This window comes from Pseudohalocynthiibacter aestuariivivens (assembly GCF_018457175.1).
Lineage (GTDB): Bacteria > Pseudomonadota > Alphaproteobacteria > Rhodobacterales > Rhodobacteraceae > Pseudohalocynthiibacter > Pseudohalocynthiibacter aestuariivivens.
On sequence record NZ_JAGFNU010000002.1, the window covers coordinates 383,249 to 401,128 of the forward strand.

Here is a 17,880-nt window from a genome sequence, read left to right on the forward strand (position 1 = left end):
TCTACGCTTTCGCGACAACATCAACACAACCATCAGGCTGCATGATTGCACGACGGCTGACCGGAAGGATGATCGTTGTCTCATCTTCCGTTATCGCGGACGGGCCTTCTGTCGTTTGCCCAGGTAGCATGTCTTTGCGCAAAACGACCGAAGCGTCGACCGTTTCCCCAAGTGCCGAATCAAACATCCTGCGGCGGCTGTGGCTCTTTGCTTCTGAACCCTCTGCAGCCGCCTTGGTCACTGCGACTTTCATTGGCGGTGTTGTGGCGTTCACAGCCCAAACTGTAATTTCAACGTCCATACCTTCGACAGCACGACCAAACAGCGTCACATAGTCCTGTTCAAACAGATGCTGAAAGGTTTCCGCGTTTGGGTTCATGGCTTGCTCTTCAGTCAGGATGATTGGAATTTCCCAACCCTGACCCGTGTAACGCATGTAGACCTTGAACTCTGAAAGGATATCGGACTCTGCATCACAGGATCGCACAAAGCTTCTGGCCTCGTTCTGTAAATCAGAAAGCAGCAATTTGATCACATCCGGCTGAAAATCCGATAGTTTCATATAGACGCTACGGTTCGCCTCAAAACTGAATGGTGCCCGAAGAAATCCGATCGCTGATCCAACGCCTGCCCCCGGTGGAACAAGCAACCGTTCAACACCCAGCTTTTCGCAAAGCCGGCCTGCGTGAAGCGGTGCTGCCCCGCCAAAGGCGATCATCGTGTAGTTCGCTAAATCTTCACCGTTTTCGACGGCATGCACACGCGCAGCGTTTGCCATGTTTTCATCAACAACCTCCGCGAGGCCAAAGGCCGCTGTTTGGGCATCCATATCCAGTGGTTCGCCAAGAACCTTTTCCAGCGCTGCCGCTGAACTGGCCATGCTAAGCGAAATCGACCCCCCTGCAAAATTATCCGGATCAAGCTTTCCCAAAACAAGGTCTGCGTCCGTTACAGCGGGTTTGTCACCCCCTCGCCCGTAACAGGCTGGCCCGGGCTCTGACCCGGCAGATTCCGGCCCGACACGGATTTGGTGCATCGCGTCAACATGCGCGAGCGAACCGCCGCCTGCCCCAATTTCCACCATATCGATCACAGGGATCGAAATTGGCATACCGGACCCTTTCTTGAAACGGTAGGTCCTTGCCACTTCGAACACCCGGCTGGTTTTAGGGGTTTGGTTTTTGATCAGGCAAATCTTGGCTGTGGTGCCACCCATGTCAAAAGACAGAACCTTGTCCAGACCATATCGCGAGGCAATGTTCGCGGCAAAAACGGCGCCACCTGCGGGGCCGGATTCAACAAGACGCACCGGAAATTCAGCGGCACTTTCAATTGAAATAATTCCGCCGCCCGAATGCATCAGGAAGATTGGGCATCTCACACCCTGTTCCTGAAGACGCCCTTCCAGACGCCCCAGATAACTTTTCATCAAGGGTTTAATAAAAGCGTTGGCAACGACCGTGTTGAAACGCTCATATTCGCGCATCTGCGGGGATACTTCGCAGGACAATGACACCATAGTATTTGGCATTTTCTCAGCCAGAACGTCGCGGACAAGTTTTTCGTGCGTATCATTCAGATAAGAATGGATCAGCCCAACCGCGATGCTTTCAAAGCCCGCTTCGCGGATTTCATCAACCAGCGCTTCAATGTCAGGACGGTTCAGAGGGATCAGAACTTCACCCTTCGCGCTGATGCGTTCCTTCAACGTGTATCGCGCCTGGCGCGGTAGCAACGGCTCCGGCAGGGTCAAATTCAGATCATATTGCTCAAAGCGAGACTCTGTGCGCATCTCGATCACATCACGAAAGCCCTGCGTTGTGATCAGCGCAGTCTTTGCGCCGTGCCGCTCTATGAGGGCGTTTGTCGCAAGCGTCGTTCCGTGGATGATCTGCTTGATCGCTGAGGGATGGATACCCGCTTTATCGCAGACCTGCGTCAACCCATCGATGATCGCATCTTCGGGCGCGGTGTATGTCGTAAGAACCTTGGTTGAAAACTGTTTTTCGCCAACCTCGAGCATGACGTCGGTAAAGGTGCCGCCGATATCAACGCCCATACGTACTGATGGTTTTTTCATTTACAGACTCACCCAGCTTTTCAAGAAGTGTATGCTTCAGGGTAAGACAGCTTTATAAATAAAATCCAATTATTTTGTTGAATTAATAGGATAAGAAAAATCTATCCTACTTTTTTTTGTTCCTATGCTTTTTCTGTTCGAAGTCGTCGATGAATCTTGTCGCGACTTCGTTCGCAATACTCGCTGCTGTTGCAACGTATTTTGGTGATTTCTTGGTATCATAACGCGCAAGGAAACGCAGGCTTTCGGGAACCCATTCATATTCGATCTGACAAAGCTCACCAGAAGCAAGTTCACCCGCGACCATAACTTCCGGCATCGTTGCGATGCCCATTCCGTTCATCGTCATGTGAAGGCACGCCGCAAGGTTGCTGGAGGGTACCAGACGCGCAGAAAGATCATGGCGAGAGGCAAAATGTTCGGTGACTTCCAGAAAGGACTGCGTGTCGCGTGAATGGGTCAGAATCGGATAACTCGCCAGATCATTCATCGTGACACGCGTTTTGGAATTCAAACCTATCGCGGGCGAGGCGACCCAAATCATGGCGTAAGTTCCAAGGTCTTCGCTGCCGCTGGTCATACCTTTGAAAGGACCGTATTGCAGCGCGAGGTCAATCGAGCGTTCAAAAAGTTCTTTTTCCAGATTGACCGAAAGATCCACCGTCAGTTCAACGACAATTTTTGGAAATCGTTCTTTCAGGGTTTTAAGAAATTCGCGCAACCAAGTGTGCACGACCATTTCGGTAACACCTAGCCTTAGCACACCATCAAAAAGTGCTGCATTGTTTGAGGCCTCGATCATATCTTCCGTGGCACGAAGTATGCGCCGCGCGTGTTCCAGCAATTCCTGACCTTTGGTTGTCAGTCGCACAGAGCCTGCGTCGCGTTCCATAAGTTTTACTTTCAGAACGGCTTCCAGTGCTGAAATTCGTGCTGAAATATTTGGCTGCGTTGTGTTCAGTCTTTCGGCGGTTCTGCGAAAGCTTCCGAGATTGGCAACCCAGACAAAGGTCTCAAGCTGTTTAAGGTTAAGCTGCAAAATACCGGTCCTTTGTGTTGCGGGTTCATGTCTCGCGACGAGATGGATAGGTATCCAGATATAGCCCGCTTAAGCACGATTGCGCAGTTCGGTTCGCAACCTTACCCCTTCAGGATCAGGTCTGATGCTTTCTCGGCAATCATGATCGTTGGCGCATTGGTATTGCCCGACGTGATTGTCGGCATGACTGACGCATCGACAATACGCAAGCCCCCGATACCGTGCACCCGCAGATCTGCATCGACGACAGCCTGCGTATCACTTCCCATCTTGGCTGTTCCGACCGGGTGAAAAATGGTTGTCCCTATATCACCGGCTGCGCGCACCAGATCATCGTCATCATAATCCGGTCCGGGGCGCATTTCTTCCGGGTGATATTTTTGAAATGGCGCTTGTGACACGATGTTACGGGTCAGGCGGATCGCCCGTGCGGCGACCAACCTGTCGCCTTCTGTTGACAGGTAGTTTGGCGCGATATGGGGATGCGCAAACGGGTCAGATGACTTCAGACGCACCTGCCCGCGGCTTTCTGGCCTTAGATGGCAAACGCTTGCGGTAAATGCTGGAAAGGGGTCCAAATCCTCGCCAAACTTTGGCAAGGACAGCGGCTGAACGTGATATTCCAGATCCGGGGTTTCCAGCGATGCATCCGATTTTGCAAAGGCCCCAAGCTGACTGGGCGCCATCGACATTGGCCCGCTGCGCCAAAGCGCGTATTCGAGGCCAATCATCGCCTTCCCCCAAAGCGTGCTGGCCTTTTGGTTCAATGTCTTCACGCCACTTACGCGGTAGGCACATCGCAGTTGCAAGTGATCCTGAAGATTACCGCCTACACCCTCCAGATTATGCGCGACAGTGATCCCATGTTCCTTGAGATGCGCGGCTGGGCCAATGCCTGACAACATCATCAACTGCGGCGACCCGATCGCGCCAGCCGACAGGATCACCTCTGCGTTTGCGTTCGCAATGCAAGGCTGATCACCCTGCCTGAACCGGATACCGGTTACTTTTCGATCTGCCACAATCAGGCCTTCAGCTTGCGCATTTGTCAGGACAGTCAGGTTGTCCCGGCCTTTTGCAGGGCGCAAAAACGCCTTTGATGTGCTCCACCGCCAACCGCTGCGTTGATTGACCTTAAAATATCCCACACCTTCGTTGTTGCCACGGTTGAAATCGTCGGTGCGCGGTATGCCCGCGGCCTCGCTCGCATCAGCGAAGGCATCCAGAATTTCCCACGACAACCGCTGTTCTTCAACGCGCCATTCCCCGCCCGCACCGTGCAGCTCATCTGCCCCGGCAAAATGATCTTCGGATTTCCTGAAATACGGCAAGACATCATCCCAACCCCAGCCAGTATTGCCAAGTTGTCGCCATCCGTCATAATCCCGCGCTTGCCCGCGCAAATACAGCATACCGTTGATCGACGAGCAGCCCCCGAGCAGGCGCCCACGCGGATACCCGATGGAGCGGCCGTTCAAACCTTTTTCAGCCGCCGTTGAAAACATCCAGTCTGTTCGCGGATTGCCGATGCAGTAAAGATAGCCCACCGGGATATTAACCCAGATGTAGTTGTCGTTGCCCCCCGCTTCGAGCAACAAAACCTTGTTGCGCTTATTGGCGGAAAGCCTGTTGGCAACAACACATCCGGCGGAACCTGCCCCCACAACGATATAGTCGAATGATCCGAAGTCTTTCATCCCGCCCAGCCTTTACATTTTACTGCACAAAGTTGGCACTGACCAATTTCTGCAACCAGAACGTCACCTCGCCTGAGTTTAAGCAAAGAACTGGAAAACCGGATGCAATTCAAGCTCAGACAACAAAAATAAATGTAAATTTCGAAAGGGTTAGCAAGACAGCGAAGGTTCAGCACGTTTCGCGACCCAATGCGCGACTTATAATGGCATCAGTATCGCACCCCTTCGGCAGCGTTCCGAAAGCGCCGCGATAGCCCGGGGCAAGACGAGACGCGCAAAACGCCTCTGCCACTTTAGTCGGAGCATGTTGGGTCAGCAAAGCGCCCTGCAGCGTCAACGCTATCATTTCCGTTATGGTGCGCATCCGGCTTTCCATCGCGTCCCGGTCATCAAATTCTGCGCGCAAGCGATCAATCGCACTGTCAAGGTTCTGGTCATTGCCACGCGCCTTTTCCAACTCGTCTAAAAGTGCAGGAACCGCATCCGCCTCGCGCGTGATCGCGCGTAAAACATCCAGCGTGACAACATTTCCGGACCCCTCCCAGATGGAATTTAGCGGTGCTTCGCGATAGAGCCGCGGCATGATGCTTTCTTCGACATAACCGGGGCCGCCATGACATTCGAGCGCCTCTGCAACAAGACCGGGGCAGCGTTTGCAGTTCCAGTATTTAGCAACAGCCGTGCCAATTCTGGCCAACGCCCCTTCTGCGGTGTCACTTGCATGGTCCATCGCACGTGCAACACGCAGACCCAGCGCAAGTGCCGCCTCAACCTCTAGCGCCATATCTGCAAGCACGTTTTGCATAAGCGGTTGCTGAATAAGACGCTTTTGAAACGCACTGCGGTGTGTCGTGTGATGCAAAGCCTGCACAAGCGCCTGTCGCATCGTCCCTGCGGATGCCATTGCGCAATAGATACGGTTGCCGGTAACCATCTCTATGATGGTTTGAATGCCACGCCCTTCCTCGCCTAGCATTTCACCGTAAGTGTCCTGAAACTCCATCTCGGTTGAAGCGTTTGACTTGTTGCCAAGTTTGTCTTTCATTCTCTGAATGAACAGGTTGTTGCGCGTACCATCAGGCCGCCAGCGCGGAACAAGAAAGCAAGAGATGCTTGCGCTTTGTGTTTTTGCCAGCACCAGGAAAGCGTCACACATCGGTGCCGAACAAAAAAACTTGTGGCCCGTCAGCAAATACGCCTGACCTATGCCTTCTTCCCCGGCCGGCGCAGCAACGGTTGAATTGGCCCTTACGTCAGAGCCACCCTGTTTTTCCGTCATGAACATCCCGATCATCGCACCCGTTTTCTCGGGTGCCGGTATGTCGCGTGCGTCATAATCCGTCGACAGGATGCGCGGCATCCATTCTGCTTTGATGGATGGGGTGGTGCGCAAGCTTGGTACCGCTGCATAGGTCATTGCCATTGGGCACATGACACCACCTTCGACCTGGCTGAACATATAGGTCAGCGCCGCCTGCCCCAGATGGCCGGCATTCCCCTCGTTATGCCATGCAAAATTATGCATCTGGGTCGAGACCGCAAGCTTCATCAGGTCGTGGTAGGCCGGGTGAAATTCAACCTGATTTATCCGCATCCCGTAGCGGTCGAATGCGCGAAGTTCTGGTCCGAAACGGTTTGCCTGATTGGCTTTTTCAAAGATTTCGTCCGCCCCGCACAACGACCCGACACGGGCCATGTGTTTCTCATGGGAACCACCGCCCTGAACGTCAAACCAGTCACGCAACGCAGTGTCATCCACCCAGAGACCCTGATCCCTCATATGTGGTGGCATATTCGTTACGTCATGTGTCGGCAGGCGTGAAATTGGATCGCGGGGTTTCATGATGGGTCCTCCCGCCAAAAGCTTAGCGGCTGCCCTGCCCTGTGATCAAATCAAATTCCACGCCTCATTTAAAAGTGTTCTGCACGCGTAAAACGCGCCAGAGCTTCTGACAGGTTTTTAACTTGCTGCGCTGCACATTCATATCCGAAAGACAGGCTGCAAAATTCGCGGAACCAAACCTTTGAAACGAAGCGGCGCATCGGTCGCCGCAAGGCAAATGCACGGCGCGCCCGCATCAGCAATTGGTGTGTGCTCGAGGTCCTGATTAGCAACTTCCAGATCACCGACCCCGTAACGGCCGGTTTCGTCACTGAAACTTCCTTGCAGGACCAAAGTAAGTTCAAGTCCATTGTGGCTGTGATCAGGCACAGCCTGGCCCGGCGGAATAAACAGAAGCCTTACACTGCCATCCTGTCCCGCACTCAGAATGCTCTGGCGCACCCCCATTCCAACGCGGCGCCATCGCGGTGCTGCACCTTTCAGTGCTTCCATTACTGGGCCCGGATAAACACCGGACCTTTCATAGACCGGTTTCTGCTTGAAAGGCGCATCCAACTGATCAAGTATCCTGACTTTCAGATCATCTGACACCGGTTCGTCAGGCAGGCTTTCCAGAATTGCTCCGCCTGCCGCATTATGCGCCTCAAGCCCTGCCCGGCACTCTGTACACAGCGAGATATGCGCAGCGACAACCAATGCAAATGGATGCACGAGCGACCCTGTCGCATAGGCTTGCAAAAGCGATTCAGGGATATGATGATTGATATCAGCCATAACTATCGTATCCCCCTTAACTCGTGTCGTAATTTTTCAAGGCCAAGCCGAATTCGGGACTTGATGGTCCCCAGTGGCAATCCGGTCAGCTCGCGAATATCTTGATGGGACAGTTCGCCCAGGTAAGCTTGTTCAATCATAGCGCGTTGCTCTGGTTTGAGGCGTGATATCGCCTTTTTAAGGTGTTCGGCTTCCTGTTCTACAGCGAGGATTTGACCTGCGTCGGGTTCATCTTCAACTTCGTAGTGCAGCTCTTCGGGAACCGGTTTGTTTTCTTTTCGCATGACGTCAATCTGGCGATTGCGAGCGATCTGGTAGATCCAGGCAGATACCTGTGCACGCTGCGGATCAAACTGATCGGCCTTGCGCCAGACGGTCAACATGACGTCCTGTACGATATCTTCGACCTGTCCCCCTTTGGCACCTGACCTGATTGCAAACCCTTTCAGCCTTGGAGCAAAAAAATCGAACAAAGCAGCAAAAGCTGCCCTGTCCCGATTGTCACGAACAGCCAGCATCAATGTCGTCTGTTCGGAAAACTGGACAGTCGACTGATTAGACACGTTTGCTTTGTCCTTATAAAGGCGAATACCCGCTTTATCCTCTAATATTTGAGGCCTGTATGCAGGTGGAGAAGGGTCATGTGTTAACGTCAGCATACACACATTACGGCCACCGCGAAAAGATGGATCAATTTTTGATCTGTTTTATTTTTTGCGCCGTAATAGTCTTGAAACACCCGACGGAGATAAAATGTCCCTTGACGCAACACCACCACAACCTCAGCGCATCGCCATTATTGGCGGGGGTATCTCCGGCCTTGCCGCCGCTTATCTGTTAGCACCACATCATGCCGTCACAGTTTTTGAAGCAGCGCCGCAATTTGGCGGTCATGCCCGAACCGTGATTGCAGGCAAAAACAATGACCAGCCTGTTGATACAGGGTTTATCGTTTTCAACTACGCGAACTACCCGCATCTCACCCGTATGTTTAACGAACTGGACGTACCCGTTGCCAAAAGTAGCATGAGCTTTGGCGCCTCAATCGACAATGGGCGAATTGAATACGGGCTTCAGAATACGCGCGCACTGCTCAGCCAACGCAGAAACATGCTGCGCCCACCTTTCATGCGCATGGTTCGGGACATCGTGCGGTTCAACAACCATGCCGAAGCCATGGCAACGGACGATAGTGCAACAATCGGAGAGTTGATGGATGAGCTGCGCTTGGGCCAGTGGTTTCAAAAATTCTACCTGATGCCCCTCTGCGGCGCTATCTGGTCGACCTCCCCGGACCAGATAAGAAGCTTTCCGGCGCGCGCACTGGTTCAGTTTTTTCGCAATCACGCGCTTTTGTCGACTTCCGGGCAGCATCAATGGTGGACCGTTGACGGTGGCAGCATCGAATACGTGCGTCGGTTAGAGCGGCACTTACGCTCCAGAAGTGTCGTTTTGCGCAAAAACACACCTGTGAAAGCTGTTTCACGCAATGGAATTCAAAGCCATATCATTTGTGCAAATGCGCCGATCCAAAACTTTGACCACGTCATTTTTGCGTGTCACTCAGATCAGGCACTGCGACTGCTGGAACGCCCGACAATAACGGAGCAATCAGCACTCTCTGCAGTCAGGTTTCAGAACAACCAGATGATCTTGCACTGCGACACAGCGCAGATGCCGCAAAGAAAGGCCGTCTGGTCAAGCTGGGTTTACAAAGCCGACACAACCCGGCCCGAACCCGCAATTGGTGTAACTTACTGGATGAACCGGCTTCAGAATATTCCCGAGGCTGACCCGCTGTTTGTTTCGCTGAACCCGTCGCGCGACGTACCCGAGCAGTTGATTTATGATCAAAAAACCTTTCGCCATCCGGTTTTTGACAGTTCGGCGCTGGCTGCGCAGCAGGTGCTGCGAAACATTCAGGGTGCAAACAACACATGGTTTGCGGGCGCGTACACCCGGCACGGATTTCATGAAGATGGTTTTGCAAGCGCGGTGCGCATCGCGCGATCTATAGAACGGCAGTTTGCATGAACATGTCACCCGAACATATCCCCGGATTCACAACCCATACGCGGTTGGGACAAATCAAAAATGCCTTTCGCTATGGGGTTGATTTTGTGTTGATCGCCCCTGAATCGCGATGCGGGCCCGTGCTTTTCTCTCGGAACAAATTCAATCTGGCATCTGTTCATGACAGCGCGCATGGCGGGACGCCTAACAATGGGCGTGGTGCTGTCTGGGCCCGGGATGTTCTTGCCAAAGCTGGTTTTGAATTCAAAAACGGGCACGATTTGCTTTTACTGACCCAGCCGCGCTTTCTAGGATATATATTTAACCCGGTCAGTTTCTGGCTTGTGATGGAGGGGAATGATCTTCTGGCGGCAATCGCGGAAGTGAATAACACCTTCGGGGATCGCCACAGCTACCTATGCCACCTTCCTGATTTTGCACCCATTTTAAAGACTGACAAACTGCACGCAGAAAAAGTTTTCCACGTCTCACCGTTTCAGGAAATTGCCGGTGACTACACCTTTACATTCGACATTCAACCGGACCGGATCGCGATCCGGATTATTCATCGAAACGGGCCAGAAGGCGTAACGGCAACCCTGACAGGACCGCGTACACCTTTAACGAACCTATCAATACTGCGCTCAAACCTGCGGCGCCCCTTTGGAGCGATACGCACAATTGTGCTAATTTACCTGCAGGCCATACGGCTGAAGCTTAAGGCGGCGCCTTACCGAACCCGTCCCGCACCACCAAAAGAGGAGGTTTCCTAATGCTGTTTTTGACCAAACGCGTGAAACACGATTTTCTCGAAACTTGCGCACAGATATCCACGGGCAGCCTGCGACTGCACACCCCGGAAGGTGAAATCTATGACTTTGGAGCCGGCGCACCCGATGCCGAAATGCAAATTCACGACTGGTCCGTTGTAACAGCGGCGGCCGCACGTGGGGATATCGGCCTTGGTGAAACCTATGTTGCCGGTCTTTGGGACACCCCGAGCATCGAAGACATGATCAAGGTCGCGTTGCTTAACCTCGACCAGTTCCAGAACTACGCCTACGCAGGATTCTGGAACAATCTGAAATTCCGCATGGTCAATCATCTGCTGCGCGCAAATTCAACCAAAGGCGCCTCCCGCAATATTCGTGCGCATTATGATGTTGGAAACGAATTTTATCAGCTATGGCTCGACCCTAGTATGACCTATTCTTCAGCTTTGTTCAGCCCGGATGACACTGATCTGTATCGCGCGCAAAACCGAAAATATGACCGAATTCTTGGGCAATTGGGACAGGGCGAAAAAACCCTTGAGATAGGATGTGGCTGGGGTGGTTTTGCAGAGCGGGCAGCCGAAACCGGGCGTGAAGTAACAGGCCTTACAATATCGCCAAGTCAAAAAGGCTATGCAGATGCACGCCTTGATGGGCGTGCTGAAATTCGCCTTCAGGACTATCGCGATTGCAAAGGTACATTCGACAACATTGTGTCGATCGAAATGATCGAGGCGGTTGGCCAGTCTTATTGGCCAACTTACTTCAAAACCCTTAAAGATCGCCTTTCTGAACAGGGCAAAGCCGTCGTACAGGCTATCACGGTATCTGACACTTATTTCGACATTTACGCGAAAAGCTCTGATTATATCCGGCACTACACCTTCCCCGGAGGTATGCTGCTGTCAAATGCAGTGATTTCTGAACAGGCGAATCGCGCGGGACTTCGGGTGCGAGAAAGTTTTTCCTTCGGGGCCGACTATGCCCAAACATGCCGGGCGTGGACAGAACGTCTGGAGGCACAGTCCGCACGGATCATGAAGCTCGGACATGACGAGAGGTTCATCCGGAACTGGCGCTATTATTTGGGGGTCTGCGCTGCGTCCTTCGCCGTAGACCAAACAAACGTTGTTCAAGTGGAGTTGGTACATGCTTAAAGCGAGTCTTCTAACCGTATTAATTCTGATCGCCGTGCAACTCGAACATACACATCGCACCGCAAACATCCCCGGCAACTTTGCCATTCAGAGCACAGGATAATCACAATGGCATTGGAGCTGATTTCAGCGGCTTTTGCCGCAGTCGTACTTGTCTATGTGATAAGCAAGAAGCTGGGCTTCTCTGCGCAATCACCGCAAGATTACAATGCAACGTCACCCGCATTTGACCTGCGGAAACATCTTTCAGGACCAATCCTGTGCGAAGGCATCATCTATGGCCCTATGGGGCGCGTCAATTCGCGTTTCGTCGCCGACATGAACGGCGTGTGGGATCGGGCAACAGGAACTTTGACAGAGTCATTTCACTATTCCAGCGGCAACACACAACTTCGCAAGTGGAATCTGACAATAGGAAACGACGGATCGTTTAGGGCAACCGCTGACGATGTTATCGGAACAGCAGACGGCATACAAAGCGGCGCAACCGTTCGCATGCGATACCGCATTCGGCTTCCCGAAGACGCTGGCGGCCACGTGCTGAATGTAACGGATTGGATGTATCTCATGGAAAACGGCAGCATCCTGAACAAGTCGGAAATGCGGAAATTTGGTGTAAAAGTTGCTGAACTTGTCGCTACTATGCGCCCGGCGAATGCCTTGAATGTTTGACGGAAAAAAATACTGGATCATCGGCGCGAGCGAAGGTCTGGGGCGTGCTCTGGCCAGCGAAATGTCGAACTCAGGGGCGTCTGTCATCTTGTCTGCCCGAAATGAAGAGCGGCTTATTGAGCTTGCAAAAGAACTTCCGAACGCTTCAGTCTGCGCCCTTGACGTCACGGACGAGGCTTCCATTAAATCGGCGGCAGAGCAAATAGGCCAGTTTGACGGCGTTGTGTACTGTGCCGGGTTTTATGAACCAGTCAAAGCAACGGATTGGAACAGCGCCGCTGCGGTCACAATGGCTGATGTTAATTTTACAGGTGCTTTGCGGGTTCTAGGGCAAGCTGTTCCAAAACTCTTGGAACAGGATCAGGGCCATATCATTCTTATCGGCTCTCTTGCCGGATTCAGGGGGCTTCCCGGCGCAATTGGTTACGGCGCCAGCAAAGCCGCACTTATGCATCTGGCCGAAAACCTTCGGGCAGATCTTAAACACACTAAGATAAGCGTTCAATGCATGAACCCCGGCTTTATAAAAACCCGCCTTACCGAGAAAAATGATTTTAAAATGCCGTCCATCATGACCCCGGAAACGGCCGCACGACAGGTTGCGAATGCAATAACGAATGGCCGGTTTTCAACGAGCTTCCCAGCACCATTCGCGTGGCTTTTTCGCATAGGGCGGTTCCTGCCCCTCTCCGTTTTCCAAAGACTTTTCTAATCTGCCTTAGGTAATAACACTTTCAAATCGCAACGAAAAAGAAACTCGGGCATTTTTCTCAAAGTTGTGCGTTGGTTGGGGCATAGGTGCGGCTGGTTTGTTCAAGGTTTCTTGATAGGCATTGCCAGACAGAACAGAAATAGCCGTGCCACGGGTGCAGAATTTGCTCTTTCAGGCCGAAGGGAGCGGAATTCACATTTACTGTGCATACCCTGCCGTTCATGCCGGCAGTTTGCGACAATTCCCGTATGTGACAAGGCGGCAATCTAGCCGCCTTGTCACTTAATTTTAGTGTGTAAACTTCTTGATTTCGCCAGATGCAAGCCGCGCTACATATGACAGAAGCTCTTGCTTGACGAGCTTCATCAGGAAGTAAAGCGCTGTGATGTTTACGACTGCCATCGCAAATATCGCAGCATCCGAGAAATCGATCACAGGACCAAGATTGGCGGCCGCGCCGATAACGATGAAGACACAGAAAATGACCTTGAACACCAACTCGGATGTTTGACCTTCACCAAACAGATAAGTCCAGCTTTTCAACCCATAGTAGGACCATGAAATCATCGTGGAAAAGGCAAACAACACCACAGCCACAGCCAGAACATAGGGGAACCAGCTAAACGCCGATGCGAAGGCCGCAGATGTCAGCGCGACACCCGTATTCCCGTCGACCGTTGCGATATGCGCACCGTCAAGTACGTAAAGCCCAGTAGCCGGATCCGAGATAAGTTGACCCGATATGGTGATGACAAGCGCTGTCATCGTGCAGATTACGACCGTGTCAATAAATGGTTCGAGCAAAGAGACAAAACCTTCAGTTATAGGCTCTTTCGTTCTTACCGCAGAGTGCGCGATTGCTGCCGACCCAACGCCTGCTTCGTTTGAAAATGCAGCACGTTTAAAACCCTGGATCAAAGCACCGACCATACCACCAGCGACGCCCAAACCAGAGAATGCACCACTGAAGATCTGACCAAAGGCCCAGCCGATCTGATCGTAGTTCATCAAAATGATAACTAGCGATGCACCAACGTAGAGGATACCCATGAAAGGAACGACTTTTTCAGTAACCCGCGCAATGGATTTAACACCGCCGACGATGACAATGAACACGACAGCAGCAAAGATCACGCCCGTAATCCAACCTGGATACGCACCAGTGATACCTGAAATCTGAGCATGTGCCTGATTGGCCTGAAACATATTGCCGCCACCAAGGGCGCCAAGGATACAAAAGATCGAAAACAGGATCGCGAGTATCTTACCTCCAGGCAGCCCAAGTTCAGAAAAACCCTTGGAAATGTAATACATTGGCCCGCCTGAAACGGTGCCATCTGGGTATTCGTTTCGATATTTCACACCAAGCGTACATTCGGTGAACTTCGAAGCCATTCCCATCAAACCGGCAAGGATCATCCAGAATGTAGCACCCGGTCCACCAATGCCGACTGCAACAGCAACACCTGCGATATTTCCTAAGCCAACAGTGCCCGAAAGCGCGGTCGCCAGCGCCTGAAAGTGGCTGACTTCGCCCGCATCGTTCGGGTCGGAATAGTCGCCTTTGACGAGCGATATCGCGTGCTTGAAGAACTTAAGCTGCACGAATGAAAAATAAATCGTGAAGACCGTAGCTGCTATAACCAGCCACATAACAATCCATGGAAAACTCGTGCCTGGAAACGGTGCGAAAATCAGGTTCACAAATGGCCCGGTAAAGGCAGCAAATGCTTCGTTCACTTTTTCATCCAGGGTCATTGCCTCTTGCGCGACTGCTGGGCTTACGAGTGCACTTGCCGTCCCGAGGGACAGCATAACTTTTTGATAAAATTTCATTATTCTGTCCTCTTAACCTACGACCGTAACGGGTACATTTGCGTGCATTACAAGATTTGCAGTTGAGCTACCAAAAAAGCGCTTTATAAGCCCGCTTTCGGTAGATCGACCAACAACAATCTGCTCGGCGTTTTCTTCCTCAGACAGATCATTCAAAGTATCAGCAACGTGACCGTGTCTCACAATGCCCTTAGCGCTGAACCCTGCCTTCTTCAGTGAAGCAAGCGCAGGATTGATTACGCGATCCATCGCAGTTGAAATTTCTTCCTCACGCCGCTTGTGCCGTTCCGCATTCTCTTCGGGTGTTTGGAAAGAGTAAGGTGACCATTCAATCACATAAACAACCACAAGCTCACAGCTTCCGATCACTTTTGCAAGTTTTGTGGCATAGGCCAAGGCGCGCTCGCCGGACCCATGCCCATCCAAACCAATCATTATTTTAGACGTCATTTTGCGTTTCTCCTGTCAGATGTCCCCGTATCGATTCTCTCTCGGGAAAGACACGTCCTCCATTATTTTCGAAGGCCGAAACCAGAATCGGGAATACTATATCGTTGTCCTTGTCTTCCAACCTCGATCATAGTCTTTTTGACTGGTAATAGTGCCTAAATTCAGCAATTATTCGGTGTAATTCCCTTTAAGTAGGCTAAAAATAGGAAAAAAGACTGGTGACTAGGGCTTTAGACGGTATCGACAAACGAATCTTAGACGAGCTTCAAAAGAACGGCAGACTGTCGATTGTTGAGCTTGCAAGCAGGGTAAACCTAACAAAAACACCCTGTTCAGAGCGTGTCAGACGTCTAGAGAATTCCGGGGTCATAAAAGGTTATTGTGCAATACTTGACCCGGCCAAAGTCGGCATTAATCACGTCACGATTGTTCATATCACCCTGGCGCAAACCAGCGACAATTCACTTGATGAATTCAATGAAGCCGTGAAAGAGATTCCGGAGGTGCAGAGTTGCCTGATGATCGCCGGACAATTTGATTACGTTCTAAAGGTGCGGACAAGGGATATCACTCATTTCCGAGAAATCTTGGGAGAACATATCGGGAAGCTCCCCGGAGTGATGCAGACACACTCATTTGCAGTCATGGAAACTGTAAAAGAAAGTGACGAAATCCAAATGATGACGGATTCGTAGCCATTTTGAAGACCCATAAAAAGAGCTGGATCGTTCTCTGAGGCGTAATAGAATTCAGCCAAAAAGTGCGTAAGCTATGCCTAAGACAACGGCGCCACCAACAACGCCATGCGCCATCGAAGCTGGAATAGATACATTCAAAAGAGGGATGGTGTATTCGTTGCCTTTCTTGCTTCGACCTCTTTCTGCGACCTCTTCGTTTCTGGCAGCGTCTTCCGTAGCCTTTTTTGCGTATGCGTCTATGTCTGCTTACATCTTAACCATTTCAGCTTCGCTTATACTAGACGATCCGGCCCTCGGAGTTCCCAAGCCCGGTTTAGAATTCATGGGACGTGCATTGCCCAAAAACCGGAAACGCGTGTCATTGCGTCCCATTTCGGGGTGAATGCGCCACCATTCCTCGGGCCGCATGTCGGCTGACACGAAAATTCGAAATCCGCGTTCACTGTCTTCAACTGCTTCAATCCACACAAGAATAGGGTCAACCGGCATCAACGGATGGGTTAGCAGCGGCACCGCATCGTCAGGCGCCTCGACATGGTCCATCAACATTTCCGTTTCCAGTGCGGATTGGAGCGCCCGATGCCACACACGATGCCGCCACGCGGAACCAGGCTCGGCCGGTCCGGCAATCCCAACGTCATCCAGTGCCCAGTCCACCCAATGTATGGGCTGCCCACCAGGTCCTGACATGATGCCCGAAATCAAAACTCTGGGCCGGTCAACAAGAACACAGCTGCCATCTGCGGCCACTGGTCGGGTGCGGATCAATTCTTCTGCAGCAAGTGCGACAAGGCTGGCTTGCACCCAGTGGTTCCAAACCGCAATTTCGGGATCCGGAATACCTGCATCAGCCAAACGCATCGCCTCTGGGAGGTCCGCCAAAACACCCAGCATACGCACCGAGGCCAGCTTGGTAGAAAGTCCGCCATTGCCGAGCACGACCTGGCGCAGGCTTTCCAAGGATGCCGGAAATCTTATGCCCGCTGCTGGAGCAACAAGATCTTCGACGCGCACCTGTTCGCCACCAGCGGATCGAAGCTGTTCAGGTACTACATCAAAGATTACCCTATCCTCAGTCTGCTCAGGTTCGCCCGGCGCGGTCGAGCTAATCCGCAAGCGCAGAGCCGTCACTATTTCTTCCTGCTCCGCAGCGAAAAAATTTGTCGTGGTTGCGGCGACACCCGGTGCCACAAAAGTCTTGCTGCGAGTCGCTGTTTGATTCACCAGTAAAGTTGCCACCATTCCAGATTGCTGACCCTGCAAGCCGCCAAGAGCTTCGGTTACAATGCCGCCCACTCCTTCTGTTTGGGGGCAAAAAATCAGCGTGATGGGCGTTTCAACAAGATCTGGCACTTCGAATTTTTTACTTAGGATTTGTTCGCGTTGAAATTGGCCGTCGCGAAGCCGTTCGATTTCGAGCGTCAAGGTAACTTCGTGCGATGGCTCGGCAGACACCAGTTCGACCCCCGTTCCAGCCGGGGTGGCGCAAAAGGCCACATTTGGAAGGACCGGGTCAAGATCAACCCAATCTGCACCAAGTCGCATTTGAACCCACACATGCTACGGCTGTTCGGAATTCACGCCGCCCGGTGCCATTTCGTGAAGCGTACCCTCGGGGATGACTACACTTAAGGCACCAAAATTGGTTTGGGCCCGTTGCGCAACCCGCGCCATCGAATTTCCGGGCAATCCCACCAGACGCCAGATTTCAGGCGCGCTATCTCCTGCCCCGCCGCAAGCCCCCTGTTCGATTTTGGCGGCCATTTCTGCGGGCATGGGTGCAGAAACCAGCCCGCTATCATACCCAATCAAGGACAAAAGAGCTGACAGACCGACCGCCTTGTCATGATCATTCCCGGCGCCCGCCTCAAGCACCGCGTCCGTATCGCGCGAGCGGCCGCGGTAGGAAACGGTTCTTATCTGGTTGCGGAAAAAAGCGAACGCCCCCTCTGGGTCAAGCATCAGTGACAAGGCAAGGTTTTCAATATTTGGACGCCGGTCCTTCAGAGTGTTGATTTGCGTTGAGAACTGACCCGGTATTTTCACCGAGATTTGACCCACCCTTGATTATGTATCAGCGTTTATTTCGCGGTCAATGTCGGTGTTTCCTTTCGTGTTTTCTTTGCGGCCTCAGAG

General features: G+C 52.2%; 16 protein-coding genes. 6 read left to right on the forward strand and 10 right to left on the reverse strand.

The window, feature by feature from the left end; genetic code table 11:
- Position 1: 1 nt before the first annotated feature.
- From J4E70_RS05780 to J4E70_RS05805, 6 genes are all read right to left on the reverse strand, one after another.
- Positions 2-2,080: a hydantoinase/oxoprolinase family protein gene (locus J4E70_RS05780; RefSeq protein WP_213888130.1), complete on the reverse strand. Its 2,079-nt coding sequence runs from the start codon at positions 2,078-2,080 to the stop codon at positions 2-4.
- Between the two features lie 106 nt (positions 2,081-2,186).
- Positions 2,187-3,119, reverse strand: coding sequence for a LysR family transcriptional regulator (locus J4E70_RS05785; RefSeq protein WP_213888131.1), 933 nt, complete (start codon positions 3,117-3,119; stop codon positions 2,187-2,189).
- A gap of 101 nt (positions 3,120-3,220) precedes the next feature.
- Positions 3,221-4,816, reverse strand: coding sequence for a GMC family oxidoreductase (locus tag J4E70_RS05790; RefSeq protein WP_213888132.1), 1,596 nt, complete (start codon positions 4,814-4,816; stop codon positions 3,221-3,223).
- A 169-nt stretch (positions 4,817-4,985) separates the two neighbouring features.
- Positions 4,986-6,659: an acyl-CoA dehydrogenase family protein gene (locus J4E70_RS05795; protein ID WP_213888133.1), complete on the reverse strand. Its 1,674-nt coding sequence runs from the start codon at positions 6,657-6,659 to the stop codon at positions 4,986-4,988.
- A gap of 138 nt (positions 6,660-6,797) precedes the next feature.
- A complete protein-coding gene (locus tag J4E70_RS05800) occupies positions 6,798-7,433 on the reverse strand; it encodes a ChrR family anti-sigma-E factor (protein WP_213888134.1) in 636 nt (211 codons plus the stop codon).
- Positions 7,434-7,435: 2 nt separating this feature from the next.
- The gene (locus J4E70_RS05805; protein WP_377608991.1) at positions 7,436-8,092 is read right to left on the reverse strand and encodes a sigma-70 family RNA polymerase sigma factor; all 657 of its coding nucleotides are present in this window, start codon (positions 8,090-8,092) and stop codon (positions 7,436-7,438) included.
- A 94-nt stretch (positions 8,093-8,186) separates the two neighbouring features.
- On the opposite strand from J4E70_RS05805, the gene J4E70_RS05810 reads away from it, so the two are divergent.
- The 5 genes from J4E70_RS05810 to J4E70_RS05830 all read left to right on the forward strand — a co-directional run bounded on the left by J4E70_RS05810 (position 8,187) and on the right by J4E70_RS05830 (position 12,760).
- Complete coding sequence (locus tag J4E70_RS05810; protein WP_213888135.1) at positions 8,187-9,467, forward strand: NAD(P)/FAD-dependent oxidoreductase; 1,281 nt, start codon at positions 8,187-8,189, stop codon at positions 9,465-9,467.
- Complete coding sequence (locus J4E70_RS05815) at positions 9,464-10,219, forward strand: DUF1365 domain-containing protein (protein ID WP_213888136.1); 756 nt, start codon at positions 9,464-9,466, stop codon at positions 10,217-10,219. The genes J4E70_RS05810 and J4E70_RS05815 overlap by 4 nt, the downstream gene beginning before the upstream one ends.
- A complete protein-coding gene (locus tag J4E70_RS05820; protein WP_213888137.1) occupies positions 10,219-11,376 on the forward strand; it encodes an SAM-dependent methyltransferase in 1,158 nt (385 codons plus the stop codon). The genes J4E70_RS05815 and J4E70_RS05820 overlap by 1 nt, the downstream gene beginning before the upstream one ends.
- A 108-nt stretch (positions 11,377-11,484) precedes the next feature.
- Positions 11,485-12,048, forward strand: a complete 564-nt coding sequence (locus tag J4E70_RS05825) for a DUF3833 domain-containing protein (RefSeq protein WP_213888138.1) — start codon at positions 11,485-11,487, stop codon at positions 12,046-12,048.
- On the forward strand, positions 12,041-12,760 hold the full coding sequence (locus J4E70_RS05830; RefSeq protein ID WP_213888139.1) for an SDR family NAD(P)-dependent oxidoreductase: 720 nt from the start codon (positions 12,041-12,043) through the stop codon (positions 12,758-12,760). The genes J4E70_RS05825 and J4E70_RS05830 overlap by 8 nt, the downstream gene beginning before the upstream one ends.
- A gap of 288 nt (positions 12,761-13,048) precedes the next feature.
- Here J4E70_RS05830 and J4E70_RS05835 read toward each other — a convergent pair whose 3' ends face one another.
- Both J4E70_RS05835 and J4E70_RS05840 read right to left on the reverse strand, forming a co-directional pair.
- Positions 13,049-14,596 (reverse strand): alanine/glycine:cation symporter family protein, encoded by a 1,548-nt coding sequence (locus tag J4E70_RS05835; RefSeq protein ID WP_213888140.1) that lies wholly within the window; start codon positions 14,594-14,596, stop codon positions 13,049-13,051.
- A 12-nt stretch (positions 14,597-14,608) separates the two neighbouring features.
- Positions 14,609-15,046, reverse strand: coding sequence for a universal stress protein (locus tag J4E70_RS05840; protein ID WP_213888141.1), 438 nt, complete (start codon positions 15,044-15,046; stop codon positions 14,609-14,611).
- Between the two features lie 218 nt (positions 15,047-15,264).
- Here J4E70_RS05840 and J4E70_RS05845 point away from each other — a divergent pair, with 218 nt between their 5' ends.
- Positions 15,265-15,741 carry an Lrp/AsnC family transcriptional regulator gene (locus tag J4E70_RS05845; protein WP_213888142.1) on the forward strand — a complete coding sequence of 159 codons (477 nt, stop codon included), beginning with the start codon at positions 15,265-15,267 and terminating at the stop codon, positions 15,739-15,741.
- 249 nt (positions 15,742-15,990) lie between these two features.
- Here J4E70_RS05845 and J4E70_RS05850 read toward each other — a convergent pair whose 3' ends face one another.
- Complete coding sequence (locus J4E70_RS05850) at positions 15,991-17,289, reverse strand: hypothetical protein (protein ID WP_213888143.1); 1,299 nt, start codon at positions 17,287-17,289, stop codon at positions 15,991-15,993.
- 15 nt (positions 17,290-17,304) lie between these two features.
- The gene (locus J4E70_RS05855) at positions 17,305-17,790 is read right to left on the reverse strand and encodes a hypothetical protein (protein WP_213888144.1); all 486 of its coding nucleotides are present in this window, start codon (positions 17,788-17,790) and stop codon (positions 17,305-17,307) included.
- Positions 17,791-17,880: the final 90 nt, after the last annotated feature.